Origin of the sequence: Erwinia sp. 9145, assembly GCF_000745075.1 — a bacterium.
Lineage (GTDB): Bacteria > Pseudomonadota > Gammaproteobacteria > Enterobacterales > Enterobacteriaceae > Erwinia > Erwinia oleae.
On the sequence record NZ_JQNE01000001.1, the window covers coordinates 2,757,996 to 2,782,820 of the forward strand.

General features: G+C 57.8%; 21 protein-coding genes. 4 read left to right on the forward strand and 17 right to left on the reverse strand.

Annotated elements, in window-relative coordinates; translation table 11 throughout:
• Positions 1-49 precede the first annotated feature (49 nt).
• Positions 50-1,219 (reverse strand): bifunctional tRNA (adenosine(37)-C2)-methyltransferase TrmG/ribosomal RNA large subunit methyltransferase RlmN, encoded by a 1,170-nt coding sequence (locus tag FA91_RS13165; RefSeq protein ID WP_034916378.1) that lies wholly within the window; start codon positions 1,217-1,219, stop codon positions 50-52.
• A gap of 159 nt (positions 1,220-1,378) precedes the next feature.
• Complete coding sequence (ndk, locus tag FA91_RS13170) at positions 1,379-1,810, reverse strand: nucleoside-diphosphate kinase (RefSeq protein ID WP_034916379.1); 432 nt, start codon at positions 1,808-1,810, stop codon at positions 1,379-1,381.
• A 241-nt stretch (positions 1,811-2,051) separates the two neighbouring features.
• Here ndk and sseA point away from each other — a divergent pair, with 241 nt between their 5' ends.
• Positions 2,052-2,897 (forward strand): 3-mercaptopyruvate sulfurtransferase, encoded by an 846-nt coding sequence (gene sseA / locus FA91_RS13175; RefSeq protein WP_034919300.1) that lies wholly within the window; start codon positions 2,052-2,054, stop codon positions 2,895-2,897.
• A gap of 41 nt (positions 2,898-2,938) precedes the next feature.
• On the opposite strand, the gene sseB is transcribed toward sseA, so the two are convergent.
• The 5 genes from sseB to trmJ form a co-directional block, all read right to left on the reverse strand.
• On the reverse strand, positions 2,939-3,706 hold the full coding sequence (gene sseB, locus FA91_RS13180; RefSeq protein ID WP_034916381.1) for an enhanced serine sensitivity protein SseB: 768 nt from the start codon (positions 3,704-3,706) through the stop codon (positions 2,939-2,941).
• Between the two features lie 68 nt (positions 3,707-3,774).
• Positions 3,775-5,058 carry an aminopeptidase PepB gene (pepB, locus tag FA91_RS13185; RefSeq protein ID WP_034916383.1) on the reverse strand — a complete coding sequence of 428 codons (1,284 nt, stop codon included), beginning with the start codon at positions 5,056-5,058 and terminating at the stop codon, positions 3,775-3,777.
• A 160-nt stretch (positions 5,059-5,218) separates the two neighbouring features.
• Positions 5,219-6,421 carry an IscS subfamily cysteine desulfurase gene (locus FA91_RS13190; RefSeq protein ID WP_034916385.1) on the reverse strand — a complete coding sequence of 401 codons (1,203 nt, stop codon included), beginning with the start codon at positions 6,419-6,421 and terminating at the stop codon, positions 5,219-5,221.
• 93 nt (positions 6,422-6,514) lie between these two features.
• Positions 6,515-7,012, reverse strand: coding sequence for a Fe-S cluster assembly transcriptional regulator IscR (iscR, locus tag FA91_RS13195; RefSeq protein WP_034916386.1), 498 nt, complete (start codon positions 7,010-7,012; stop codon positions 6,515-6,517).
• Between the two features lie 116 nt (positions 7,013-7,128).
• The gene (gene trmJ / locus FA91_RS13200) at positions 7,129-7,905 is read right to left on the reverse strand and encodes a tRNA (cytosine(32)/uridine(32)-2'-O)-methyltransferase TrmJ (RefSeq protein WP_034916389.1); all 777 of its coding nucleotides are present in this window, start codon (positions 7,903-7,905) and stop codon (positions 7,129-7,131) included.
• Between the two features lie 118 nt (positions 7,906-8,023).
• Between trmJ and suhB the strand changes: the two genes are divergently transcribed.
• A complete protein-coding gene (suhB, locus tag FA91_RS13205; RefSeq protein WP_034916390.1) occupies positions 8,024-8,827 on the forward strand; it encodes an inositol-1-monophosphatase in 804 nt (267 codons plus the stop codon).
• A 39-nt stretch (positions 8,828-8,866) separates the two neighbouring features.
• On the opposite strand, the gene FA91_RS13210 is transcribed toward suhB, so the two are convergent.
• Together FA91_RS13210 and FA91_RS13215 are read right to left on the reverse strand one after the other, a co-directional pair.
• Entirely contained in the window at positions 8,867-9,844 is a 978-nt protein-coding gene (locus tag FA91_RS13210; RefSeq protein WP_034916391.1) for a nickel/cobalt transporter, read from the reverse strand.
• The gene (locus tag FA91_RS13215; protein WP_034919301.1) at positions 9,835-10,455 is read right to left on the reverse strand and encodes a DUF1007 family protein; all 621 of its coding nucleotides are present in this window, start codon (positions 10,453-10,455) and stop codon (positions 9,835-9,837) included. The genes FA91_RS13210 and FA91_RS13215 overlap by 10 nt, the downstream gene beginning before the upstream one ends.
• 163 nt (positions 10,456-10,618) lie before the next feature.
• Here FA91_RS13215 and csiE point away from each other — a divergent pair, with 163 nt between their 5' ends.
• A complete protein-coding gene (gene csiE / locus FA91_RS13220) occupies positions 10,619-11,887 on the forward strand; it encodes a stationary phase inducible protein CsiE (RefSeq protein WP_034916393.1) in 1,269 nt (422 codons plus the stop codon).
• Between the two features lie 56 nt (positions 11,888-11,943).
• Here csiE and glyA read toward each other — a convergent pair whose 3' ends face one another.
• The 6 genes from glyA to purL all read right to left on the reverse strand — a co-directional run bounded on the left by glyA (position 11,944) and on the right by purL (position 21,888).
• A complete protein-coding gene (gene glyA / locus FA91_RS13225) occupies positions 11,944-13,197 on the reverse strand; it encodes a serine hydroxymethyltransferase (RefSeq protein ID WP_034916395.1) in 1,254 nt (417 codons plus the stop codon).
• A gap of 278 nt (positions 13,198-13,475) precedes the next feature.
• Positions 13,476-13,814: a nitrogen regulatory protein P-II gene (gene glnB / locus FA91_RS13230; protein ID WP_004159160.1), complete on the reverse strand. Its 339-nt coding sequence runs from the start codon at positions 13,812-13,814 to the stop codon at positions 13,476-13,478.
• 118 nt (positions 13,815-13,932) lie between these two features.
• On the reverse strand, positions 13,933-15,267 hold the full coding sequence (glrR, locus tag FA91_RS13235) for a two-component system response regulator GlrR (RefSeq protein WP_034916396.1): 1,335 nt from the start codon (positions 15,265-15,267) through the stop codon (positions 13,933-13,935).
• Positions 15,264-15,992: a two-component system QseEF-associated lipoprotein QseG gene (gene qseG / locus FA91_RS13240; protein WP_231566773.1), complete on the reverse strand. Its 729-nt coding sequence runs from the start codon at positions 15,990-15,992 to the stop codon at positions 15,264-15,266. The genes glrR and qseG overlap by 4 nt, the downstream gene beginning before the upstream one ends.
• Before the next feature lie 2 nt (positions 15,993-15,994).
• Positions 15,995-17,422: a HAMP domain-containing sensor histidine kinase gene (locus FA91_RS13245; RefSeq protein WP_034916398.1), complete on the reverse strand. Its 1,428-nt coding sequence runs from the start codon at positions 17,420-17,422 to the stop codon at positions 15,995-15,997.
• A gap of 578 nt (positions 17,423-18,000) precedes the next feature.
• The gene (gene purL / locus FA91_RS13250; protein ID WP_034916400.1) at positions 18,001-21,888 is read right to left on the reverse strand and encodes a phosphoribosylformylglycinamidine synthase; all 3,888 of its coding nucleotides are present in this window, start codon (positions 21,886-21,888) and stop codon (positions 18,001-18,003) included.
• A gap of 268 nt (positions 21,889-22,156) precedes the next feature.
• Between purL and mltF the strand changes: the two genes are divergently transcribed.
• On the forward strand, positions 22,157-23,614 hold the full coding sequence (gene mltF / locus FA91_RS13255; RefSeq protein WP_034916401.1) for a membrane-bound lytic murein transglycosylase MltF: 1,458 nt from the start codon (positions 22,157-22,159) through the stop codon (positions 23,612-23,614).
• A 4-nt stretch (positions 23,615-23,618) separates the two neighbouring features.
• Here the strand turns inward: mltF and tadA are convergent, their stop codons facing one another.
• Together tadA and yfhb are read right to left on the reverse strand one after the other, a co-directional pair.
• Complete coding sequence (gene tadA, locus FA91_RS13260) at positions 23,619-24,116, reverse strand: tRNA adenosine(34) deaminase TadA (RefSeq protein WP_072032306.1); 498 nt, start codon at positions 24,114-24,116, stop codon at positions 23,619-23,621.
• A gap of 68 nt (positions 24,117-24,184) precedes the next feature.
• The gene (yfhb, locus tag FA91_RS13265) at positions 24,185-24,823 is read right to left on the reverse strand and encodes a phosphatidylglycerophosphatase C (protein ID WP_034916402.1); all 639 of its coding nucleotides are present in this window, start codon (positions 24,821-24,823) and stop codon (positions 24,185-24,187) included.
• Positions 24,824-24,825: the final 2 nt, after the last annotated feature.

A 24,825-nucleotide genomic window follows, 5' to 3' on the forward strand; every position in this document is an offset into this window, starting at 1 on the left:
CATTATCTTACGCCCATCATGGCGGCAGGGACAATGGTGTCGCCTTATTTCAGAGCGCTTTCACAGAAATGGCGTCACCGGCCATTTTTTTCCGCAGCGTGCGCTTGGTGCGGTCAACCACTTCCCCCGCCAGCTGTCCGCAGGCCGCATCGATATCATCGCCGCGCGTCTTACGAACAATGGTGGTAAAGCCGTACTCCATCAATACCTTAGAAAAGCGATCGATGCGGCTGTTTGAGCTACGACCATAAGGCGCGCCAGGGAAGGGATTCCACGGGATCAGGTTGATTTTGCACGGCGTATCTTTCAACAATGCGGCCAGCTCGTGAGCGTTATCGGTGCTGTCATTGATGTGATCGAGCATCACGTACTCAATGGTTACCCGGCCCTGATTGGCGTTTGATTTTGAAATATAACGGCTGACGGCGCCGAGGAACGTTTCAATATTGTACTTTTTATTTATCGGAACAATTTCGTCACGAATCCGATCGTTTGGCGCGTGCAGGGATATCGCCAGCGCCACGTCAATCATATCGCCCAGCTTATCCAGGGCAGGCACCACGCCGGAGGTGGAAAGCGTCACGCGGCGTTTCGACAGCCCGAAACCAAAGTCGTCGAGCATGATTTCCATTGCCGGAACAACATTATTGAGGTTCAGCAGCGGCTCGCCCATACCCATCATCACCACGTTCGTGACAGGACGCTGCCCGGTCACTTTTGAGGCGCCAATAATTTTCGCAGCGCGCCAGACCTGACCAATAATTTCCGAAACGCGCAGATTGCGGTTGAAACCCTGCTGCGCGGTCGAACAGAATTTGCATTCAAGCGCGCAACCCACCTGCGAAGAGACGCACAGCGTGGCGCGATCTTTTTCAGGAATATAGACGGTTTCGACCTGCTGACCGCCAACGGTGATGGCCCATTTGATGGTGCCGTCGCTGGAGCGCTGCTCTTCGGCGACTTCCGGCGCGCGGATTTCGGCCAGCGTTTTCAGCTTGCCGCGAAACACTTTGTTGATGTCGGTCATCTGATCGAAATCATCGCAGCAGTAGTGGTAAATCCACTTCATGACCTGATCGGCACGGAAGGGTTTTTCGCCGAGGCTGGCAAAAAATGCGCGCATTTCCTTGCGATTGAGATCGAGCAGGTTCACTTTCTGGTTGACAGGCGCGTCGGCAAGGGTGACGGCAGATGACGGAGTGACAATAGATTCGGACATAATATTCTCTGGCCTCGTTGTTACACGTTATGGCGCTGGGGTAGATAGTAGATAAAAGAAACGCCCCTGCGGAGTGCAGGGGCGCGTATTGTACAGGCCGACGACGACAGGTTCAAAGGGCGTGAGTCAAATAAATTGTAAACGCCCTTTTACATCATATTAACGCGTGCGCGGGCAAATCTCGTTTTCGCCAAAAAACCAGGCGATTTCGCGGGCAGCCGATTCCGCGGAATCAGAACCGTGCGTGGCGTTTTCGGTGAAGCTGTCAGCAAAGTCGGCGCGCAGCGTGCCTGCCAGCGCATTGGCCGGGTTGGTCGCGCCCATCAGATCGCGATGGCGCTGAACGGCGTTTTCGCCTTCCAGCACGGAAACCACGACCGGGCCAGAGGTCATGAACTCAACCAGGCCGTCGAAAAAAGGCTTGCCCTGATGTTCCGCGTAAAATCCCTCGGCCTGCTCTTTGCTCAGGTGCAGCATTTTGCTGCCGACAATTTTAAAGCCAGCGCTCTCAAAACGGTTGAAAATGGCACCAATTACGTTTTTTGCCACCGCGTTAGGTTTTACGATGGAAAATGTACGTTCAACAGTCATACGGACCCCTTTTTTGATATCGAATTGTGTGGCGTAAAGCCTTCCCGTAAACGGCGCTGATTATAGGAGGCATCGCCAGCCTTGCCTATCGGATAAACAACAATTTATTAAAAAAATTCGATCCCGGTTTCTACAATTTTCCAACTTCGGTCACCATTAATAACGCACGCGCAGAGAACATCTTGAGATGGCGTTAAAGATAGCCGACACTGATTTCTTTATTATTTATCACGAGGCCGCTATGACTCGCTCCTTTTTTGTTACCGCCGAATGGCTGGCGGAACATCTTTCAGATAATGCCGTGCAGGTGATTGATGCCCGTATGCTGCCACCGGGTCAGGAACTGGTGCGCGATATCACGGAGGAATATCTGGCGAAGCATCTGCCCGATGCGCCTTTTTTTGATATCGAAGCCCTGTCCGATCACACCAGTCCGTTTCCGCACATGCTGCCCAGAGCAGAGCGGTTCGCGGTCGCCATGCGCGAGCTGGGCGTCAACAGCGACAGGCATCTGGTGGTTTATGATGAGGGGAACCTCTTCTCCGCGCCCCGTGCCTGGTGGATGCTGCGCCAGTTCGGCGCAGAGCAGGTGTCGATTCTGGCGGGCGGCCTGAAAGGTTGGGAGGCGGCGCAGTTCCCGCTGGTCAGCGGGCCGGTTTCGCTACCCGAAGCGGAATTCGACGCCAGTTTCGATCCTGACGTGGTGCTGCGCCTGACCGACGTGCTGTTGCTGAGCCATGAAGGCGGCGCGCAGATTGTCGATGCGCGCGCCGCCAATCGCTTCAGGGGCGAAGTGGATGAGCCGCGTCCGGGGCTGCGTCGCGGCAGAATTCCGGGCAGCCTGAACGTGCCCTGGAACGATCTGGTGGAGAACGGCGAGCTAAAGTCAGAGGATGCGCTGAGGGCGATTTTCCGGCAGCAGGGCGTAAATCTTGCCGGGCCGATTGTCGCCAGCTGCGGGTCGGGCGTCACGGCGGTGGTGGTGATGCTGGCCCTGAGCAGCCTGGGCGTGCAGCAGGTGCGCCTCTACGACGGATCGTGGGGCGAATGGGGAAGCCGGGACGATCTGCCCGTGGCGCTGGGCTGAAGCGGATAATGCAGGCGGCGGGCGCCGCCTGCATATACATGTCAGGCAGGAAGATTGGTGACCTTAAATTCGCGCAGAAAACTGCCCCACCTGCGCTCGTAAAACGGCGTGATGTGCGCGGTGAAAAAGTGGCTGATGCCTTTTTCGTTTTCCACCACCTGGCAAATATCAACCGGCTCGTCTTCCAGCAGCGTATCGGTCGCCACATCACCGGCCGCCTGAATAATGGCGTCAATGTTGCTGTCCGCTTCAATGCCAATTAACAGATTTGGACGATCGTCCGCCGCTTCCTTGATGTGCGCAATATAGGCGCGCCGTACCTGCTTATATTTGGCAAAAAGCTGAGTCAGCGAGGCAATTGTCTGCGCCGGTGGTTCAGCAATTTCCGACAGCAGCAGCGATGTGCCACCCTCAATCACCGTCTGCTGGCTCAGCGCGTTGCCGCCTTCGCCCAGCAGGCTGGCTATCTCTCGCGGCGTAAACTCTTTACCGGAAGGCAGCCTGGGATTGAGAAACAGCGTTTCGCCCAGCGTCATTTCAAACAGTGTTTTTACCGGCATCACCAGAAAGGGCTGCGGCGTGGTGATCGCCTGTTCCATGGCGTTAACGGAGGAGAAAAAAGGAATAACGCTGGTGCCGTCCTCTTTTTCCCAGTGAAGCAGATCGGCCTGCGCGGCATCCTGCTCCGCGCTTTCGCCGGGAACCCAGACGCTCGCCGCCAGCAAAAGGGAGAAAAATTCCGGGCGGTGCGCCGGTTCCGTCGCCGCCAGGGCAAGCACCTCTTCGAGGCGCTGATTTGTTTCATTCATAACGGGTTCCAGAGATAAAGCGGGCGGCCGGCTCGCCGCCTCACGGTGTCGTTCGGGTTACTCACGGCTTATTTCAACAGCAGATTCGCCACGCTGCGAACGCCAAGACCGGTCGCGCCAGCGGACCACTGATCCACCGCGCCTTTACGGTAGGTCGCCGAACAGTCAATGTGTAACCAACCTTTCTGATAGCTTTTCACAAAATGCGAGAGAAACGCTGCTGCGGAACTGGCACCGGCGGTATGCGACGGCGCCGCAATATTGTTCAGATCGGCAAAGTTGGACGGCAGATGGTTACGGTGGAACTCCGCCAGCGGCAGCCGCCAGAACGGTTCATTTTCACCGGCGGCGCTCTCCAGCAGCGACTGCGCCAGCGCATCATCAAAACTGAACAGCGCGTGGTAATCATTGCCCAGTGCGGTTTTCGCCGCGCCGGTGAGAGTGGCCGCGTCAATCAGCAGTTCAGGGTTCTGTTCGCTGGCATCAATCAGACCATCCGCCAGTACCAGGCGGCCTTCGGCATCGGTGTTCATCACCTCAACGGTTTTGCCATTACGATATCTGATAATATCACCAAGGCGGAACGCGTTGCCGCTGACCATATTGTCGGCACAGCACAGCCAGAGCTTCACGCGCTTTTTCAGCCCGCGGGCGATCGCCAGCGCCAGCGAACCGGTCAGCGTGGCCGCGCCGCCCATATCGGACTTCATCGAATCCATTGAGCTGCTCGGTTTCAGGCTGTAGCCGCCGGTATCAAAGGTGATGCCTTTACCGACCAGGCAGGCAAACACGGGCGCATTGTCATCGCCGGTCGGATTGTAATCCAGCGCCAGCAGCGCAGGACTGCGCGTTGAACCGCGCCCAACGGTGTGCAGCCCCATATAGCCCTGTTCGCGCAGGTCATCACCTTTGGTAATGCGATAGCTGACTTTGTCACCGCCGATATCTTTCAGCAAATCCACAGCGCGTCGGGTGAGTTGCTCAGGACTGAGATCTTCCGCAGGCAAATTAATCGTATCGCGCACCCAGTCGATGATCTTCAGGCGATGGGTAAACTCGCGGCCGTCGGCATCGTTAAGCTCCGCCCAGTCAACGGTACGCTCGCCTTTCGGGCCGCGGTATCCCTGCCAGAACGCCCAGCTTTTTTCCAGATCCCACTCGCCGCGCAGGCTGACATGACGAATGCCCTGCCCGTCAATTTTGCGCGCGGCACGCTGAATGATGGCTAAAGGATCGCCGCCGTTAAGATGAATAGTTAAACCGCTGTCGTTGCTGGTCAGGATAGCTTTTTCACCCCAACGCGCGTCCGCCGCTGCCGTTGACAGGGTTATATTCATAGGCGTGGTTGTCATCGCATGGCTCCTTATCAATGTTGTTAGTCCGTTTTCAAAACGGTTGGTCATAACAATAAACCTTTATTTGCCTTCGTCTAACCCGTCAGAAGAATTAAACGTAAAACGGGCCGAATCAACATTCGGCCCGTCGGTTTGAAGCAATAATAGCAACGGCTGCTCAGCGGCGCACGGATTCACTGCCCTGCTGCTGAAAAGCCTGCCATTCCGGTGAGGTTTCACGCAGGCGGGTGACCGACTGACGGATCAGCTGAATGGCATAATCCACCTCTTCTTCCGAAGTGAAACGCCCCAGTGAAAAACGCAGCGAACTGTGTGCCAGCGCCTCCGGCAGGCCCATCGCACGCAGCACGTAAGAGGGTTCAAGGCTGGCCGAGGTGCAGGCTGAACCGGAAGAGACCGCCAGATCCTTCAGCACCATGATCAGCGACTCGCCATCAACGTAATCGAAACTGATATTAAGAATATTCGACGCGCCGCCCGCTAAATCGCCATTCACCTGTAGCGCGCCGATATCGCTGATGCCGTTCCACAGGCGCAATCTGAGCTCGCCCAGCCGCGCCATTTCCGCGTGCATCTCTTCCCTGGCGATACGAAAAGCTTCGCCCATACCAACAATCTGATGAACCGGCAGCGTGCCGGAACGCATGCCGCGCTCGTGGCCGCCGCCGTGGATCTGCGCCTCGATACGTATTCGCGGCTGGCGTCGCACATAAAGCCCACCCATGCCTTTCGGACCGTAGAGTTTATGCGCGGAGAAGGACATCAGGTCGACCGGCAACTGCGTGAGATCGATTGGCAATTTACCGACGCTCTGCGTGGCATCAACATGGAAAATAATGCCGCGCGCGCGGCACAACTCACCCACCGCAGCGATATTCTGCACCACGCCGGTTTCGTTGTTGACGTGCATGAGGGAAACCAGAGTGGTGTCGTCGCGCAGGGCGGCTTCCAGCGTGTGGAGACCGATTATTCCGTTGGATTGCGGCGCGAGGAACGTGACGTCAAATCCTTCACGCTCAAGCTGCGCACAGGCGTCCAGCACGGCTTTGTGCTCGGTCTGGCTGGTGATGATGTGCCTGCCCTTCTCCTGCGCGCTGTGTGCTGCGCCCTTGATGGCCAGGTTGTCGGACTCGGTGGCGCCGGAAGTGAAGACGATTTCACGGGGATCGGCGCCAATCAGTTCCGCAATCTGATTGCGGGCAACGTCTACCGCTTCTTCCGCCTGCCAGCCAAAACGATGCGAACGCGAAGCCGGATTACCAAAGGTTCCGTCGCGCGTGAGAAACTGCATCATCTTCTCTGCCACGCGCGGATCGGCGGGCGTGGTGGCGGCATAATCGAGGTAAATCGGTAACTTCATTGCGTTGGTGCTCCGTACGGCGCGATTGCGCGAAAATCGTGACACCGATTATCGCGCAGCGCCCGCCGTGGCTACAACGGGCTTTCGCAATAATCAGGCACGCAGATTGATGTTAATCGTTTCATGCACACGGCCAACCGGCACGCGATTTTTCTCAACGCTGTTCTGACGATCCGCCACGTCGAGGATCTCCTGGTTGTTAACCAGTTCGGCCAGAGAAATGTTGTTTAAAAAGTCGCTGATGCGTTCGCTCAGATCGCGCCAGAGAACGTGAGTGAGGCAACGCTCGCCGCCCTGACAGCCCTCTTTACCCAGACATTTGGTCGCGTCCACCGACTCGTCAACCGCCGTAATCACTGCGCCAACGGCAATAGCGCTCGCATCTTTGCCCAGCAGGTAACCGCCGCCAGGACCGCGTACGCTCGACACCAAACCATTTTTACGCAGGCGGGAGAATAGCTGCTCCAGATAAGAGAGGGAGATGCCCTGGCGTTCAGAAATATCAGCCAGCGGCACCGGCCCTTCGTGGGAGTGCAGTGCAACGTCCAGCATAGCGGTAACGGCATAACGGCCTTTGGATGTCAGTCTCATGGCGTAACGACCTCGGTTGTACCCGATAAGGGTTTTAACAAAAAGATGGCGCCAGTCTGACATTCCTGAGTGTTTTGGTCAACTATTTAACCAGGTAAAACACTCAAGTATTTAACTTACTGTTTATTCTCAGAACCTTCCGTTTTACCGGCGGACTTTGCCTGCTGTTTATCCGTTTTTGGCTTCTCCAGCGAGGAGAGCATCCCGCGTAAAATGTTTAATTCGTCGCGTTCAGGACGCGCGCGCGTGTACAAACGACGCAGCTTGCTCATCACCTGGCCGGGGCTGCCTTCGCGAATAAAACCGCTGGACAGCATCATCTGCTCCATGTGCTGATAGAAGCGTTCCAGATCGTCCACCAGCGGATAAGGCGAGGCCTCGTACTGCGGTTCAGGCATTACCTGAGACTGCAAAAACGCCATGCGTACTTCGTAAGCAATGATCTGCACCGCCATCGCCAAATTCAGCGAGCTGTAGTCAGGATTGGCAGCGATCGCCACATGATAGTGGCACTTTTGCAGTTCGTCGTTAGTCAGGCCGACGCGCTCGCGGCCAAAGACCAACGCAACCGGTGCCTGCTGGCCCTCTTCAACGCTTTTAATGCCGCACTCGCGCGGGTCAAGCATCGGCCAGGGCAGCGAACGTGAACGCGCGCTGGTGCCAACCACCAGACTACATCCGGCAAGCGCCTCGTCGAGCGTGTCAACAATATGGGCGTCCCCAATGACGTCGCTGGCGCCGGCGGCCAACGCAATTGCCTGCGAGTCGGGTTTAACCAGCGGATTGACCAGATAAAGATTAGTCAGCCCCATGGTTTTCATCGCGCGGGCGACGGAACCCATGTTGCCGGTGTGGGAGGTTTCCACCAGTACGATTCGGATATTTTGCAGCATAGAAAGTCTGACTCAGGAGATAATTTGCGAATGCTATCATATTTTCAGGACATTTTACGAACCCCCTGCTATAATCCGCGCCGTTTTCCCGTTCTTTAACATCCAGTGAGAGAGACCGATGCATCCGATGCTCAACATCGCCGTGCGCGCTGCGCGCAAGGCCGGTAATGTAATTGCCAAAAACTATGAAACCCCTGACGCCGTTGAAGCCAGCCAGAAAGGCAGCAACGATTTCGTTACCAATGTTGATCGCGAGGCGGAGCGCCAGATTATTGAGGTGATCCGTAAATCTTATCCGAAGCACACCATTATCACTGAAGAGAGTGGTGAACTGCCCGGCGAAGATCAGGATGTGCAATGGGTTATCGATCCGCTGGATGGCACCACCAACTTCATCAAACGTCTTCCTCACTTCGCTGTATCCATCGCCGTGCGCCTGAAGGGCCGCACCGAAGTCGCCGTGGTTTACGATCCTATGCGTAACGAACTGTTCAGCGCAGTGCGCGGCCAGGGCGCGCAGCTTAATGGCTATCGCCTGCGCGGCAGCACCGCCCGCGATCTGGACGGCACCATTCTGGCGACCGGTTTCCCGTTCAAAATGAAACAGCACGCCACGCCTTACATCAATATTGTTGGCAAGCTGTTTACCCAGTGCGCTGATTTCCGCCGTACCGGCTCCGCCGCGCTGGATCTGGCCTATGCGGCTGCCGGTCGCGTGGATGGCTATTTTGAGATTGGCCTGAAGCCGTGGGATTTCGCTGCCGGTGAGCTGCTGGTGCGCGAAGCGGGCGGTCTGGTCACCGATTTTACCGGCGGTCACGGCTACCTGACCTCCGGCAATATCGTGGCCGGCAATCCGCGCGTGGTGAAAGCGATGCTGGGCAGCATGCGCGATGAGCTGAGTGAAGCGCTGAAACGCTGACGTTCTGGCCGCACCGTCGCCGGTGCGGCTGATTCAGGGTCAAAATAGTGGGCGGATGCCGCCGGACATCATCGGCGTGGCGCTCAGCCACAGCATAACGCCCGCAACAATCAGCAGCAGGCCGCCGCAAAGCGACAGACACAACACGCCCCTCTTCTGCCAGCCCGGCGCAGAATCTGTCCGACACAGCTTCAGCGCCAGCGCACGCGACATCTGCACCAACAGCGCCATCAGCGAAACGGTCAGCGCCGTTCCCAACGCCATCACCAGCGCGGAAAGCACGCCCCATCCGTAAACGCCAATCACTTTGGAAAAAAGCAGCATCATTATGGCGCCTGAACAGGGCCGCAGCCCCATCGACAGAACCACCATAACCTGCGTTTTCAGGCTGACTGCCTGCGCGAGCGCTGCGTCGTCCGGCACGTGCTGATGACCGCAGCCACATCCCGCATGATGCTGATGATCCACAGGCAACATACGTTTATACACCGGTGGTCGCAGCGTCTGCCGGAGGTTTTTTACCGCGCGCCAGCACACCGACAGCCCAAGCGCTACCACCAGCAGATAGCTGCCTTTTTCCAGCCAGAAGCTGCTGAGATGGAGCTGACGTGACGACAGGCCCAGCGCGCCCAGCAACACCGTCACCAGGCCAATCGCCACCAGGCCCTGAACAACGGCGGCGGCAAGCGTCAGCCGCAGGCTGGTTTTGACGCGTGTGGGATGCGTAGCCAGAAACGTGGCGATCACCACCTTGCCGTGCCCCGGCCCCGCCGCATGCAGCACGCCGTAGATCAGGCTGAACGCCATCAGCGCCAGACCTGCCTGATGCGGTGCGGCGGCAACCTGTTGCAGCAACAGGGTCATCTGCTGGTGCAGCGTTTTTTGCCAGAGCGTGCTTTGCAGCAGCAGGCGGGGCCAGCTCAGCCAGAGCAGCAACCCGCCGCCGGAAATGATCACGGCCAGCGCCAACAGCGGCCAGACGCGTCGCGTGATGGCAACGGTTGGATTTACCGACACGTCAGCGTGACCGTTTGTGCAAACTGCCGACCAAGATCCATCTCCTCGGGCGGCGCGTCGGCTTTATCGAGCGACAGCGCATACGCCTTCATTGAGGCGTCCGGCGCGGGCGTGTTCAGTGAGAGTTGACACTTACCCGCTAATGACGGCGGCAGATGCAGTGATTTTTCAGAATCGTAGGTCATATCCACAAAATAAGTTGGATCGAAGGTTGAAAATACGTAACGCTGGCTCGCCAGCGGCTGCGGTTTATCCAGCGGCAGCACGAACGTCAGCGCCGCCTTTGCGCCCTGTCGGGAAAGATGATACTCCGGCGGCAGATTGCCAAATTTCACCGGTTTTCCCTCGTGTCTGAACTCGCTGAAATAGTGTTGGCCGAGCACGTTCGCCATCACTTCCGCCGCCAGCTTTTTCCAGATTTCGCTGTCGGGTTTGGCCTTGCCCGCATCATAAAGCAGATCGGCAGAGGTGATTTCATCCATCACCCAGACCATTTTCAGTCCGGTAAGCTGGCTGTCTTTCTCCACCGGCGTCACCTGCATCGCAATAAAGCTGTGAGGATGTGACCAGGCCACCGGGCAGGCCGCAAGGGCGACGGCGAAAAAAGTGATCTTAGCAAAAACGTTATAACGTAACAAATTCAATTCTTTTCCCTTTGTGAATAATTATTCTGTGATCCACCTAAAAACCTGTAAAAAAAAGTGGCCCGTTTGCGCTGTCGCAGAATTTTGCAGGCTACGCTTAGCGGTAACTCTTTTTACGGAATGGCAGACGATGAGCTCACCCTCACCCACTTCTTCTGCATTTTCCAGCCCGCAGCGTCACTGCCACCTGATGTTGATGTTTTATCTCCCGGAAACGGTTGTCACCCTGGATTCACTCAGCCAGCTCAACGGTGTCGATCGGTCTGTTACCCGGCAAGATATAGCGAAGGTTGACGCGGAAATCCAGCGCTATCACCGGCTCGGTCTTGTTGAGGATGCCGATGGCAGCTACCGGATGGCCGGTGCGGAGTTGGATCAACGACTGTGCCTGTTTCACTGGCTGAGACGGGCGTTGCGGCTTGCGCCTGATTTCGTACAGGAGCGCTTCACCCCTGCGCTCAGGCGACAGCTTAAAGCACGGCGTGTTAATACCGCGCTTTATGATGAACGCAACCTTAGCGCATTGATCCTGCACTGCGCGCAGGGGCTTTCCCGGGAATTCACCCCGCGCAATCGCCTGTTTCTCCAGCTTTTTATGCAGCATTCTCTTTGCCGGGATGTCTGCGCGACGTTCAGCTCGCCGCAGCGTAGCTGGCTGGTCGGACGGCAGGAGTACCCTGTCGCGGAGAGAGTTATTCGCCACTGGCAAAAACGCTGCGATCCGGCGCCCGACCTCAGCCAGGCCTGGCTTTTTGCGCTGCTGTTCAGCCAGCTCCATGTCCCGTCAATGGCGGCGGCGAAACATGAACACGAGCAGCAGGTGCTGGAGCAGGTCAGGGAAACCATCGCGCGTTTCGAATCGCTTTCAGAGATGCAGTTCAGCGACCGAGAAGGTCTGTGCAGCCAGCTTTATACCCATCTGGCGCAGGCGATGGAGCGATCGCTGTTCGGTATCGGCATTGATAACAGCCTGACGGAAGAGGTCGCCCGCCTCTACCCGCGCCTGTTGCGAACCACGCAAACGGCGGTGGAAGCGTGCGAACAGCGTTACGGCCTGCGTTTTTCGCAGGAGGAGCTGGCGCTGATTGCCATTATTTTTGGTGCCTGGCTGATGCAGGACAACGTGCTCCAGGAGAAGCAGGTGCTGCTGCTGACCGCGCATGACAAGGCGCTGGAGCAGCAGGTTGAGCAGCAGCTCAGAGAGCTGACGCTACTACCCCTGACCATTAAATACCTCAGCGTTGGCGATTTTCAGCGTGACAGCGCGCCAAAAGGCACCGCGCTGGTCATCACGCCTTACGCCACGCCGCTGCCGCTCTATTCGCCGCCGCTCATCCATGCCGAGCTTCCTCTCCAGGCGCATCAGCAACAGCGCATCCGGCTGCTGCTGGAGTCCTGATGTGCAAAAAAAAGCCGGGGCGCTGTGGCCCCGGCGAGAGTCGTTGAAGCAAAAAATCAGGCGTAAACCGGGAAGCGTGCGCAAACTTCCAGCACCTGCTTCTTCACGCGCTCAATGGTGCCTTCGTCGTTGATATTGTCGAGAATATCGCTGATCCAGCCGGCAAGTTCACGAACTTCCGCTTCTTTAAAGCCACGACGGGTAACCGCAGGCGAACCAATACGCACCCCGGAGGTGACGAACGGACTTTTTGGATCGTTCGGCACGCTGTTTTTATTAACGGTGATATTGGCACGTCCCAGCGCCGCATCGGCTTCTTTGCCGGTCAGGTTTTTCTCAACCAGATCCAGCAGGAACAGGTGATTGTGCGTACCGCCGGAAACCACGTTATAACCGCGCTCCAGGAATACGTCGACCATCGCCTTGGCATTTTTCGCAACCTGCTGCTGGTAGACTTTAAATTCAGGCTCCATTGCTTCTTTCAGCGCGACGGCTTTACCGGCGATGACGTGCATCAGCGGGCCGCCCTGTCCGCCCGGGAACACCGCAGAATTGAGTTTCTTGTACAGCTCCTCGTCGCCGCCTTTTGCCAGGATCAGACCGCCGCGCGGACCAGCCAGCGTCTTGTGCGTGGTGGTGGTGACGATGTGCGCGTGTGGCACCGGATTCGGATAAACGTCTGCGGCAATCAGGCCGGCAACGTGCGCCATATCAACAAACAGCCATGCACCAATGCTGTCGGCGATTTCACGCATTTTTGCCCAGTCGCAGATGCCGGAGTAGGCAGAGAAACCACCGATGATCATTTTCGGCTGGTGCTTCTGCGCCTGCGCGGCCAGATCGTCGTAGTCGATTTTGCCGGTTTCGTCGATGCCATAAGGCACCACGTTGTAGAGCTTACCGGAAAGGTTGACTGGCGAGCCGTGCGTCAGGTGGCCGCCGTGCGCCAGGTTCATACCTAAAATGGTGTCGCCGGGCTTGAGCAGCGCGGTATAGACGGCGAAGTTGGCCTGTGAGCCAGAGTGTGGCTGTACGTTGGCGTAATCCGCGCCGAACAGTGCTTTGGCGCGATCGATAGCAAGCTGTTCCACAATATCGACATATTCGCACCCGCCGTAATAGCGTTTGCCCGGATAGCCTTCCGCGTACTTGTTGGTCAACTGAGAACCCTGAGCCTGCATCACGCGCGGACTGGTATAGTTTTCTGAAGCAATCAGTTCAATGTGCTCTTCCTGACGCACTTTTTCCTGCTCCATTGCCTGCCATAATTCGGCATCATAATCGGCAATATTCATCTCACGCTTTAACATCCGCATCTCCTGAATCAGCTAACTTTAATCGGCGATAAACCGCCCGTCCGGGCAGGGGCACCAGTGTAAACTTTTTTGCCTGTTGAGGGATAGCCTAAAACGCGCTTTTAACGCAAACGATTGCACGCGCCGCTGTAAGGCGTTTTTGTTCATTTCTGGCAGGTAAAAGCATCCGGAAATTTCTTCATTCCCCGGATGAATTTTTCGCGCCATCAAAGGTGACATCGACAAAAAAGCCGTCCTGACAGGACGGCTTTTTCAAATTCAACCAGAGGAGATCAGATCGCTTCTTCGTCTTCTTCACCGGTACGGATACGCACCACGCGGGCAACATCGTAGACAAAAATTTTACCGTCACCGATTTTGCCGGTTTGCGCCGTGCGCATAATGGTATCCACGCAGGTGTCGACGATATCATCGGCAATGACGATCTCAATTTTTACCTTCGGCAAAAAATCAACCATATACTCCGCGCCGCGATACAGTTCGGTATGGCCTTTCTGGCGACCGAATCCCTTCACTTCAGTGACGGTCATACCGGTGATACCCACCTCGGCAAGCGCTTCGCGCACGTCATCGAGCTTGAATGGTTTGATTATTGCGTCAATTTTTTTCATGGCAGGCCCTTCCTCCGTCGGAGGCTAAATCCGATCGTCAATTGAGCAGCGGTCATCCCGATCCGCTGCGCTCAGGTGGATAAATTAGCATATCCCGTCAGATAAACCGCACGGAAAATTATGCTTTAAAATCTGATGCATCCAGTTCGTGCCGCGACAGCAGCTTATAAAACTCGGTGCGGTTGCGTCCGGCCAGACGCGCCGCGTGCGTCACGTTGCCTTTGGTCATCTGGAGCAGCTTGCGTAAATAGTTTAACTCAAACTGATTCCTCGCCTCGGCAAAGGTGGGCAAAACGGTATTCTCTCCCGCCAGCGCCTGCTCGATCAGCGCTTCGCCAATCACCGGCGAAGAGGTCAGCGCCACGCACTGTTCAATCACGTTGACCAGCTGACGCACGTTGCCCGGCCAGCTGGCGGTCATCAGCCGTTTCATGGCGTCGGTAGAGAAGCTGCGTACGAAAGGTTTGTGCCGTTCGGCCGAGAGCCTGAGCAGATAGTTTGCCAGCAGCGGAATATCTTCTGAACGCTCGTGCAGGGCGGGAAGCTTCAGGTTCACCACGTTCAGGCGGTAGTAGAGATCTTCACGGAACTCGTTTTTCTCCATCGCTTTCGGCAGGTCGCGGTGCGTGGCGGAAATGATCCGCACGTCAATCTCCAGATCGTGATTGCTGCCCAGCGGACGCACTTTTCGCTCCTGCAAAACGCGCAACAGCTTAACCTGTAGCGCCTGCGGCATATCACCGATCTCATCCAGAAACAGCGTGCCGCCTTCGGCGGTTTGCAGCAGGCCTTCCCGGCTGCTGACCGCGCCGGTAAAAGCGCCTTTCGCATGGCCGAACAGTTCCGACTCCAACAGCTGCTCCGGTAGCGCGCCGCAGTTGATCGCCACAAACGGCTGACCCGCACGCGGGCTGGCGGCATGAATCGCCTTCGCCAACACCTCTTTACCGGTGCCGCTTTGCCCGTTAATCAGCACGCTGACGTCGGACTGGGCAACCATTCGCGCCTGTTCAAGCAGACGGAGCATCAGCGGGCTGCGGGTAACAATATTTTCCCGCCAGCTCTCATCGCTGGCCGGCGCGCGATGCGCCAGCGCCTGGTCGATGGCGCTGTAAAGCGCATCGCGGTCAACCGGCTTGGTCAGAAAGCTGAAAACGCCCTGCTGCGTGGCGGAAACCGCCTCCGGGATTGAACCGTGCGCGGTGAGGATGATAACCGGCATACCCGGCTGCTGCCGCTGGATTTCGCCAAACAGCGCCAGCCCATCCATCTCATCCATACGCAGATCGCTGATCACCAGATCGATCTTGTCGCGCGTCAGCGTTTTCAATGCTTCCGGGCCGCTATGCGCCGTCTGCACGTTAAAACCTTCACTGGCCAGGCGCATGCCGAGTAGCTTCAGCAGGCTGGGATCGTCATCAACCAGCAGTAAATTGGCGGATTTTTTCATCATGGCTGCGTGGCGTCCTGTGTCGCATTTTCCGGTGTGTTGCCGTTCCCTTCCGCTGGAGCGGCGTTATTGTCGCCGTGACCGCTGTCGCTGGCATCCGGCGAGCGGCGCGATGACAGCTGTCGCTCAATATCGGTCAACGTTTCAAGCTTGCGCCGCGTGAGATCCAGTTCGCGGGTCTGGGCGCGCTGCTGCTGTCGCAGCGCATCCAGTTGCGCATCGCTGCTTTGCTGGAGATGATGATAGCGCGTGCGCTCCTCGGAGAGTTGCAGCAGATTAACCTGATTATCGCGCCAGAGCTGGATCAGCGGCCTGATCGATGCCGGATAGTCGCTGATAAACGCATCCAGCCTGAGCAGATATTGTCGGCGCTCTGCCGGCGTGACGTTGCCGTTTGCCAGCAGCACGCCCTGTTTGAGCGCGCCATACCAATGGGTCGCGGGCCAGCGGCGCGCTTCAGCTCTCGCCTCGGCGGGCGACAGCCGCACGGCGCAGTCTATTGCCCGCTGCCAGTACAGACCGCTCTGCATCTCTTTTTCATCGTTGATTTGCCAGATCTGCGGGCATTCGGTTTGCGGGTAGTTCACCATATTGATTTCAGGTTCAACCGCTTTGTGGCTGCCGTGCGCGCCAGGGCCGGGTTTTGTTGTCGTACAGGCCACCAGCATCGTCGACAGGATACCTATCGCCGCCGTGCGCATCGCGGAAAAAATCATTTCTGTGCTCATTATTATTCAGCCCCGGCGATGTCATTAAGTTCAATACGAAAGCAGACGGCGGCCTCGTCGTCGGTCACCAGCCGGAGTTCGCCCTGCAAACGGTGGATACAGTCTTTGGCGATACTCAACCCAAGGCCGCTTCCCTTTACCGCGCCTTTGCGCTGCTGGCTTCCCTGAAAGAAAGGTTCGAAGATCATCGCCTGCTCGGCCGCAGGTACGGGCGTGCCGCTGTTCGCCACGTCGATAATAATCTTACGGCCCATGCGACGGCTGCGGATCCAGACGGTGCCGGACTCACCGCCGTAATGTATTGCATTAGAGTAAAGGTTATCGATAGCCCGCGCCAGTAGCTCAGGTTCGGCGTGACAGACGGTTTCTGCCAGCGAAATCTCTGTTTGCATTGATTTGGCGCGCGCCGTCAGGCTGTGCGTGGCAACAATCGAATCCACCAGCGGCGGCAACCTCACCGGCTCCCGCGCGACCGCGCTGTCGGAGAGCTTGCGATTGTAGTCCAGAAGTTGCTCAATCAGCCGTTGCAGATGGCGGCTGCTGTCATCAAGGATGTTAACCACCTCAAGCTGATCGGCGGTAAGCGGCCCGACCACTTCGTCCGCCAGCAGCGCGGTGCCTTCACGCATACTGGCCAGCGGCGTTTTCAGTTCGTGCGAAATGTGTCGCAGAAATTCATGGCGCTGCGACTCCAGCCAGGCCAGCCGCTCGCTCAGCCACAGGATGCGCTGCCCTAGCGAACGCAGCTCGCGCGGCCCTCTGGCGGCAAGATTGTGCCCGGACGGCCTGCCTTCACCCAGGCGATTGATCATCCGTTCAATGGCGTTCACCGGCCCGATGATCATGCGGGTGAACAGCAGCACCAGCCCAAGACTGAGCAGAAAGAGGATCAGCGCCTGCCAGCCGAAATACTGGCCGCGGGCGGCAATTTCACGCTGAAGCTGTAAACCACGCGCAAACGCCACTTCACGCGTCAACTGTACCAGGCGGCCGTTGGCGGAAGAAAAGACGTCCAGCTCACTGCCGGCGGCGGCAACGGGACTGCTGTTTTCGCAGGCGATTTTTGTCAACTGCGACAGCGACTGGCGCAGCGAGGCCCCGACGGCGGCATCGGGCAGTACGCCGTCATGCGCATCCAGCATCTGCGCATATTTCACGCGCTGCGTTTGGTAAAGCCTGGCGAGCATCGGATCGTCCAGCACGCAATACTGCCGGTAGCTACGCTCCAGTTCCAGCGCCGTGCGCGCCATCGCTTCGCTGCGGCGAACGTCGGTCAGCGTGGTGCGATTGGTCTCCGCCGCCCGGTCGCTCAGCGCGGAAAGGCTCTCCCAGGCCTGCCAGGCCAGCACCAACAGCGGCAGCAGCACCAGCAAAAAGGCCATCAGCACCAGCTGGCGCAGGGAACGGGGAAACAGACGCCATTTTTTCACGGTTTGCTCTCATCTTTTCTGTTGCAGCAGATGCTAGCCGAGTGAGGAGAGAGAAGGAAGCCCTGTGCTGAAACGAAAAATGGCAGATTCAGAGAATCTGCCATTCGCCCGTGCATCACGGAAAATTAGGTGGTGCCTTACTCAACGTTGCGTCCGATGCTTGATAAAGCCACAGCGTGGACTGTTATCGGTGAGGTGGACGGCAGGCACCGTATTGTGCGTCATTCAAAGTGTTATGAAGCGCTTGTCCGCTTGCGCAGGGCTGTCATAGCGAGGCGAATGAGCCACTGAATATAAGATAGCAATAACTATGCCACATGCACGAAATAATTTTAATCTATTGATATTGTTGATTTTATATTTTTATGACGCATTCCATATTAACGGAATATGCCGCCGCAGCGTTAAAGCTGTCGCCTGATGGCAACAGTCAGGCGCGGATTAATTTTTTTGCTGAGAAATCAATGTGCTATATGTCTCCGAACAGAGACGGCGGAAAACGCTGCTGTTGCCAGTATGCAACACTGCCTTAAAAAAAGAGCAACCGCGCCGGGTTGCTCTTTCGTTTAACGGCTCATTCAGCCCAGCTGCCGACGCGCATTGCGGAAAATGCGCATCCACGGGCTGTCTTCGCCCCACTCCGCCGGATGCCAGGAATTGCTGACGGTCCGGAACACGCGCTCAGGATGCGGCATCATAATGGTGACCCGGCCGCTCTCGTTAGTGACGGCGGTGATGCCGTTTGGCGAACCGTTCGGGTTCGCGGGATAGTGCTGCGTCACCTTACCGAGGTTATCCACATAGCGCAGCGCCACCAGTCCTTTGTGCTCAAGCGTTGCCAGATGCGTCTCATCGCGCACCTCAACAAAGCCTTCGCCGTGAGAAACGGCAATCGGCATGCGGGAGCCGGTCATGCCAGCCATCAGCAGCGACGGACTGGCCGACACCTCCACCAGACTGAAGCGTGCTTCAAACCGCTCGGACTGATTGCGCACAAAACGCGGCCAGGCCTCGCTACCGGGGATCAGCTCGCGCAGATTCGACATCATCTGGCAGCCGTTACACACGCCAAGCGCCAGCGTCTGCGGGCGATGGAAGAAGGTTTCAAACTCGTCGCGTACGCGACTGTTGAACAGTATCGATTTCGCCCAGCCTTCACCGGCGCCCAGCACGTCACCGTAGGAGAAGCCGCCGCAGGCAACCAGCGTGTGGAAATCCGTCAGGTCGCGACGACCCGCCAGCAGATCGCTCATGTGTACGTCGATAGCATCAAACCCGGCGCGGTGGAAGGCCGCCGCCATTTCAACATGCGAGTTCACGCCCTGCTCGCGCAGTACGGCAACTTTTGGCCGCGCTCCGGTCGCAATGAACGGCGCCGCCACATCCTCTTCCGGACGGAAGGTCAGCGACACGTTCAGTCCCGGATCGGCGTCGTTTTTCTTCGCCTCATGCTCCTGATCGGCACACGCCGGGTTGTCGCGCAGGCGCTGCATCTGCCAGGTGGTTTCCGCCCACCAGGTGCGCAGCGTGGTACGGCTTTCGCTGTAAACCGTCGAGTCGCCGGCGGTGATGACAAAGCGATCGCCTGGCTGCGCATGGCCCAATACGTGCAGGCAGTCGGTAAGGCCGTTATCGGCAAAGATCTGTTTCACGCGATCGCGATCGGCTTCGGCAATCTGGATAACCGCGCCCAGCTCTTCATTGAACAGCGCCGCCAGCGCATCGCTCCCCAGCGCGGCGATATCCACCTCAATGCCGCAGTGGCCTGCGAAGGCCATTTCCGCCAGCGTCACCAGCAGGCCGCCGTCTGAACGGTCGTGGTAAGCTAACAGCGTCTCTTCTGCCACCAGCGTCTGGATTGCCGTGAAGAAGCCTGCAAGCTGCTGCGCATCGTGCACGTCAGCGGTTTTATCGCCCAGTTGACGATAAACCTGCGCCAGCGCCGTGGCGCCCAGCGCGTTCGCCCCGCCGCCCAGATCAACCAGCAACAGCGCATTATCGCCGCCGGTTTTCAGTTCCGGCGTGACGGTGCGGCGCACGTCCTCCACACGGGCAAAGGCGGTGATCACCAGCGACAGCGGCGAGGTCATTTCGCGCTGTTCAATGCCCTGCTGCCAGCGGGTTTTCATCGACATGGAATCCTTGCCCACCGGGATGGTAATGCCCAGCGCCGGACACAGTTCTTCGCCCACGGCTTTCACCGCCTCATACAAACCGGCGTCTTCGCCCGGATGCCCGGCAGCCGCCATCCAGTTTGCCGAGAGTTTAATGCGCTTCAGCGAGCCAATCTGCGTGGCGGCGATATTGGTGATCGCCTCGCCCACCGCCAGACGCGCGGACGCAGCGAAATCAAGCAGCGCCACCGGCGCACGTTCGCCCAGCGCCATCGCCTCACCGTAGTAGCTGTCGAGGCTGGCGGTGGTCACCGCGCAGTCGGCTACCGGCACCTGCCACGGCCCGACCATCTGATCGCGCGCCACCATGCCGGTTACTGAGCGATCGCCGATGGTGATGAGAAACGTTTTTTCCGCCACCGTCGGCAAATGGAGCACGCGCTTCACCGCGTCCGCCAGGGTAATCTCATCGCGCACCAGCGGTTCGCCCTGCGCCTGTAGCGTGCTGACGTCGCGGGTCATTTTTGGCGTTTTACCCAGCAGCACGTCCAGCGGCATATCGATTGGTTTATTGTCGAAATGGCTGTCGGCGAGCGAAAGGTGCAGCTCTTCTGTCGCTTCGCCAATCACCGCATAGGGCGCGCGTTCGCGCTGGCAAAGGGCATCAAACTGCGCCAGTTTTGACGGCGCAATGGCCAGTACGTAGCGTTCCTGCGATTCATTACACCAGACTTCCAGCGGACTCATGCCTGGCTCATCGCTGAGAATATCGCGCAGGTTGAAGCGGCCGCCGCGCTCGCCATCGCTGACCAGCTCCGGCATCGCGTTGGATAAACCGCCCGCGCCCACGTCGTGAATAAACAGGATCGGATTCTCTTCGCCCAGTTGCCAGCAGCGATCGATCACTTCCTGGCAGCGGCGCTCCATTTCAGGGTTGTCGCGCTGTACCGACGCGAAGTCCAGATCGGCATCCGACTGTCCCGATGCCATTGATGAGGCCGCGCCGCCGCCCAGGCCGATATTCATCGCCGGGCCGCCGAGCACGATCAGCTTCGCGCCGATGCTGATTTCACCTTTCTGCACATGATCGGCGCGAATGTTGCCGATACCGCCTGCCAGCATCACCGGTTTGTGATAGCCGCGCAGTTCAACGCCGTTATGGCTGTTGACCTGTTCTTCATAGGTGCGGAAGTAGCCGGTGAGCGCCGGACGGCCAAATTCGTTGTTAAAAGCGGCGCCGCCAAGCGGCCCGTCGGTCATGATGTCCAGCGCGCTGACGATGCGTGCCGGTTTGCCAAAATCCTCTTCCCACGGCTGTTCAAAGCCGGGAATGCGCAGGTTGGAGACGGAAAAACCCACCAGCCCGGCTTTTGGTTTGGCACCGCGACCGGTTGCGCCTTCATCGCGGATCTCGCCGCCGGAGCCGGTTGCGGCGCCCGGCCACGGTGAAATCGCCGTCGGGTGGTTGTGCGTTTCCACCTTCATCAGAATATGCGCCTGCTCCTGATGGAAATCGTACTGCGCCTTGTCGTCGGCATAAAAGCGCCCAACCTGCGAGCCCTCCATCACCGCCGCGTTGTCTTTGTACGCTGACAACACGTGATCCGGCGTTTTTTCAAAGGTGTTTTTGATCATTTTGAACAGCGACTTCGGCTGCTGTTTACCGTCGATAATCCAGTCGGCGTTAAAGATTTTGTGACGACAGTGCTCCGAGTTCGCCTGGGCAAACATATAGAGTTCAATGTCATTCGGATTGCGTCCGAGCTTTTGAAACGCGGCCAGCAGATAGTCGATTTCATCGTCGGCCAGCGCCAGCCCGAGCCGCCGGTTGGCCTGCTCCAGCGCGCTGCGGCCTTCGCCCAGCATGTCGACGCTTTGCAGCGGCGCGGGTGGGTGATGAGCAAAAAGCTGCGAGGCCTGCTGAAGATCGGTCAGCACGGTTTCCATCATCCGATCGTGCAGCAGCGCCGCGAGCTGCGTCCACTGCGCGTCCGTCAACTGTGGCGCCGTCACGTAAAAGGCCAGGCCGCGCTCAAGGCGCTTCACCTGCGGCAGATCGCAGTTATGCGCAATATCGGTCGCTTTAGATGACCAGGGCGAAATGGTGCCAGGGCGCGGCGTTACCAGCAGCAGACGCCCTTCAGGCGCGTGTCCGGCAAGAGAGGGGCCATATTGAAGCAGCCGCTCAAGGCGCGCTTTTTCATCGGCGCTGAGCGGCGTGCTGACATCGGCGAAATGGACATACTCGGCGTATATATCGCTCACGGAAAGGTGAGCGTCCTGAAAGCGGGCCAGCAGTTTGGTTACACGAAATGCTGACAGAGCGGGCGAACCACGCAGAATTTCCATTATCAGAGATCTCTCTTTTGCGAAGCGCCGGACGACGCTTCTGGGCGCAACGGGGAAAACGGGCGCTATTATAGAGAATCCACACCGGTTACGAAACCGTTTGCGCAGAATTTATCGGGCCTGGAAACTGGCTGAAAAACACGCAATTCCGGATGATTTAAGTTGCAGAGGCGTGTTGAGTTGCGCAAAATGCCCCACGCTCAGGATCAATTAAAGACAATAAATACTGCCGTTACAGACAGAGACCTGCGCAAAATCGAGAGATAACTATTTGAAACGCCTTAAATTTAATTATCTTTTTATCGGGCTTGTCACCGTGCTGCTCGCGCTGGCGCTGTGGCCGTCGATCCCCTGGTATGGCGGATCGCAGGACCAGATAGAACAGATAAAATCGCGGGGAGTTCTGCGCGTGAGTACGCTGACCTCCCCGCTGACTTACTACACCGTCAACAAAGCACCGGCTGGTATGGATTACGAGCTGGCGAAGCGTTTCGCCGATTATTTGGGCGTAAAGCTGGAAATCACCCTGCGTCATAATCTTAACGAGCTGTTTGACGATCTGGAAGACGATAAAGCCGACGTGCTGGCCGCCGGATTGATTTACAACACCGATCGGCTGAGGCGCTTTCGTGCCGGGCCTACTTACTATTCCGTTTCGCAGCAACTGGTCTACAGAATGGGTAAGGCGAGGCCGAAAAACCTGGGCGATTTACGCGGTCGCTTAACGGTTGCCTCCGGCTCCGCTTATCTCTCCACGCTGCGTACGGTGAAACAGAATCAGTATCCCGATCTGGACTGGGCTATCGCCACCGACCAAAGCCCTAACGCGCTGCTTGAAGCCGTTGCCGATGGCAAGCTCGACTACACGGTAGGCGATTCCATCTCCATCGCGCTGCTCCAGCGTATTCATCCGCAGCTGGCGGTGGCGTTCGATATTACCGATGAAGAGCCGGTCACCTGGTACATGCAGCGCGATGAAGACGACAGCCTTTACGCCGCGCTGCTGGATTATTTCAACCAGATGGGCGAACAGGGCGCTATGGCGCGGCTGGATGAAAAGTATCTCGGGCATGTGGGCACCTTCGACTACGTGGACACGCGCACCTTTCTGCGCTCAATTGACAGCATTTTGCCTGGCGTTCAACCGCTGTTCGAGCGCTACGCCACCGCCATCGACTGGCGACTGCTGGCCGCCATCGCTTATCAGGAATCCCACTGGAACCCGCAGGCCACATCGCCTACCGGCGTGCGCGGCATAATGATGCTGACGCGTAATACCGCGGAGAGCCTCAGCGTGCGCGATCGTACCGATCCTGAACAGAGCATTCGCGGCGGCAGCGAATATCTTCGCCGTCTGATGGATAAGGTGCCGCAGACCATACCTGAAGACGAGCGCATCTGGTTTGCGCTGGCCGCCTATAACATGGGGTTTGCGCACATGCTGGACGCGCGCAAATTAACGGAAAAACAGAAGGGAAACCCGGACAGCTGGGCCGACGTCAAACAGCGGCTGCCGATGCTGAGCCAGAGACGTTATTACAGCCAGACCACCTACGGCTACGCGCGCGGGCAGGAAGCCTATAACTATGTGGAAAACATCCGTATTTATCATCTGAGCCTGGTGGGTTATTTGCAGGATCAGGAGCGCAAGCTGGCGCAAAAAGCGGCGGCGGAAGCCGCTCTGGGCGCGGGTTATCCCACGGTGGAACCGCAGGTGGCGCTGAACTGATGCGCTACATCCCGCGCTGTTGCTGCCGCAGCGCCTTTTTCTCGGCGCGGCGGTGGCGAAAAAAATCGCTCAGCATCGCGGCACACTCTTCCGCCAGCACGCCTTCCGTAAACGCCACCTGGTGATTCATGCCCGGATGCCCTAAAACATCCAGCAGCGATCCCACCGCCCCGGTTTTCTCATCCCGCGCGCCAAACACCAGCCGTCCGATACGACTGTGTACCATCGCACCGGCGCACATCACGCAGGGCTCAAGCGTGACGTAAAGCGTGGTATCCAGCAGACGATAGTTTTCCAGCACCGCGCCCCCCTGGCGCAGCGCCATGATTTCCGCATGGGCGGTAGGATCATGATGGCCTATCGGCCGGTTCCAGCCTTCGCCGATCGCGCGTTCGCCCTGCACCAGTACGGCGCCGACGGGCACTTCGCCCTCTTCCCAGGCACGGCGGGCCAGCATCAGCGCGTGGCGCATCCAGACTTCATCGGTCGCTGTGGTGTTCACCTGAGTCTCCAGCAAAAAAAACGCCGGGCATTATAGCCACGGCGCAGGTAAAGACGAAACAACTGATGCTACTCCAACTGCTGTAGCTGACCGCGCGGCGTCACCCGCCAGCGATGCTGGCAGAAAAACAGCAGCGGGTTGTCCTGTTTGCTGTCGCTGTAGCCGCTGTAAAGCTGGAGCGGCGTGCCAATCTTCTCCTCAAGCTGCGCAACCTTTTCGTGCCCCAGACAGCGCATCGCCAGCAGGCGTCCGCCATAGCCGCGCCGCATCTGGCTGGCGATCAGCTTCACACGCGGCAAAAAGGCGGAGTCGAAATAGACCTGTTCCACCAGCGGCTGCGGCGATCCGGTAATCAGCCAGACATCGGCATCGGCGCTGTTGAGATAGTCAATCATACGCTGCTGAACCACGGGAAAAGCGGTTACGCGCTGGCGAAACCACACGGCAAATGCCGCCTCGCGCTTTCTGAGCGCCGTTTCGCTGTGCCCGAAGGTTATCGCCCACAGCAGCAGGCTCATCGGCCAGCGAGCGGCTCGCCCCTTAATCAGCAGGCCCGCGCCGATAACCGGCAGCAGCGGCGCCACCAGTAGCAGGTTCAACGGCTGACGCCATAACAGATAGCGCATAAAGGTGCCAAACATGTCCTGCTGGTGCAGCGTGCCGTCCAGATCGAAAAACACCACGCGTCGCGCCTGACCGGTTGTCAAAT

Excerpts from the sequence above, each read along its gene's own strand:
- glyA (WP_034916395.1), bottom strand. The coding sequence starts at position 13,197 with ATGTTAAAGCGTGAGATGAATATTGCCGATTATGATGCCGAATTATGG.
- suhB (WP_034916390.1), top strand. The coding sequence starts at position 8,024 with ATGCATCCGATGCTCAACATCGCCGTGCGCGCTGCGCGCAAGGCCGGT.
- glrR (WP_034916396.1), bottom strand. The coding sequence starts at position 15,267 with ATGATGAAAAAATCCGCCAATTTACTGCTGGTTGATGACGATCCCAGC.
- glnB (WP_004159160.1), bottom strand. The coding sequence starts at position 13,814 with ATGAAAAAAATTGACGCAATAATCAAACCATTCAAGCTCGATGACGTG.
- ndk (WP_034916379.1), bottom strand. The coding sequence starts at position 1,810 with ATGACTGTTGAACGTACATTTTCCATCGTAAAACCTAACGCGGTGGCA.
- qseG (WP_231566773.1), bottom strand. The coding sequence starts at position 15,992 with ATGAGCACAGAAATGATTTTTTCCGCGATGCGCACGGCGGCGATAGGT.
- sseA (WP_034919300.1), top strand. The coding sequence starts at position 2,052 with ATGACTCGCTCCTTTTTTGTTACCGCCGAATGGCTGGCGGAACATCTT.
- sseB (WP_034916381.1), bottom strand. The coding sequence starts at position 3,706 with ATGAATGAAACAAATCAGCGCCTCGAAGAGGTGCTTGCCCTGGCGGCG.
- FA91_RS13190 (WP_034916385.1), bottom strand. The coding sequence starts at position 6,421 with ATGAAGTTACCGATTTACCTCGATTATGCCGCCACCACGCCCGCCGAT.
- csiE (WP_034916393.1), top strand. The coding sequence starts at position 10,619 with ATGAGCTCACCCTCACCCACTTCTTCTGCATTTTCCAGCCCGCAGCGT.
- iscR (WP_034916386.1), bottom strand. The coding sequence starts at position 7,012 with ATGAGACTGACATCCAAAGGCCGTTATGCCGTTACCGCTATGCTGGAC.
- pepB (WP_034916383.1), bottom strand. The coding sequence starts at position 5,058 with ATGACAACCACGCCTATGAATATAACCCTGTCAACGGCAGCGGCGGAC.
- trmJ (WP_034916389.1), bottom strand. The coding sequence starts at position 7,905 with ATGCTGCAAAATATCCGAATCGTACTGGTGGAAACCTCCCACACCGGC.
- FA91_RS13165 (WP_034916378.1), bottom strand. The coding sequence starts at position 1,219 with ATGTCCGAATCTATTGTCACTCCGTCATCTGCCGTCACCCTTGCCGAC.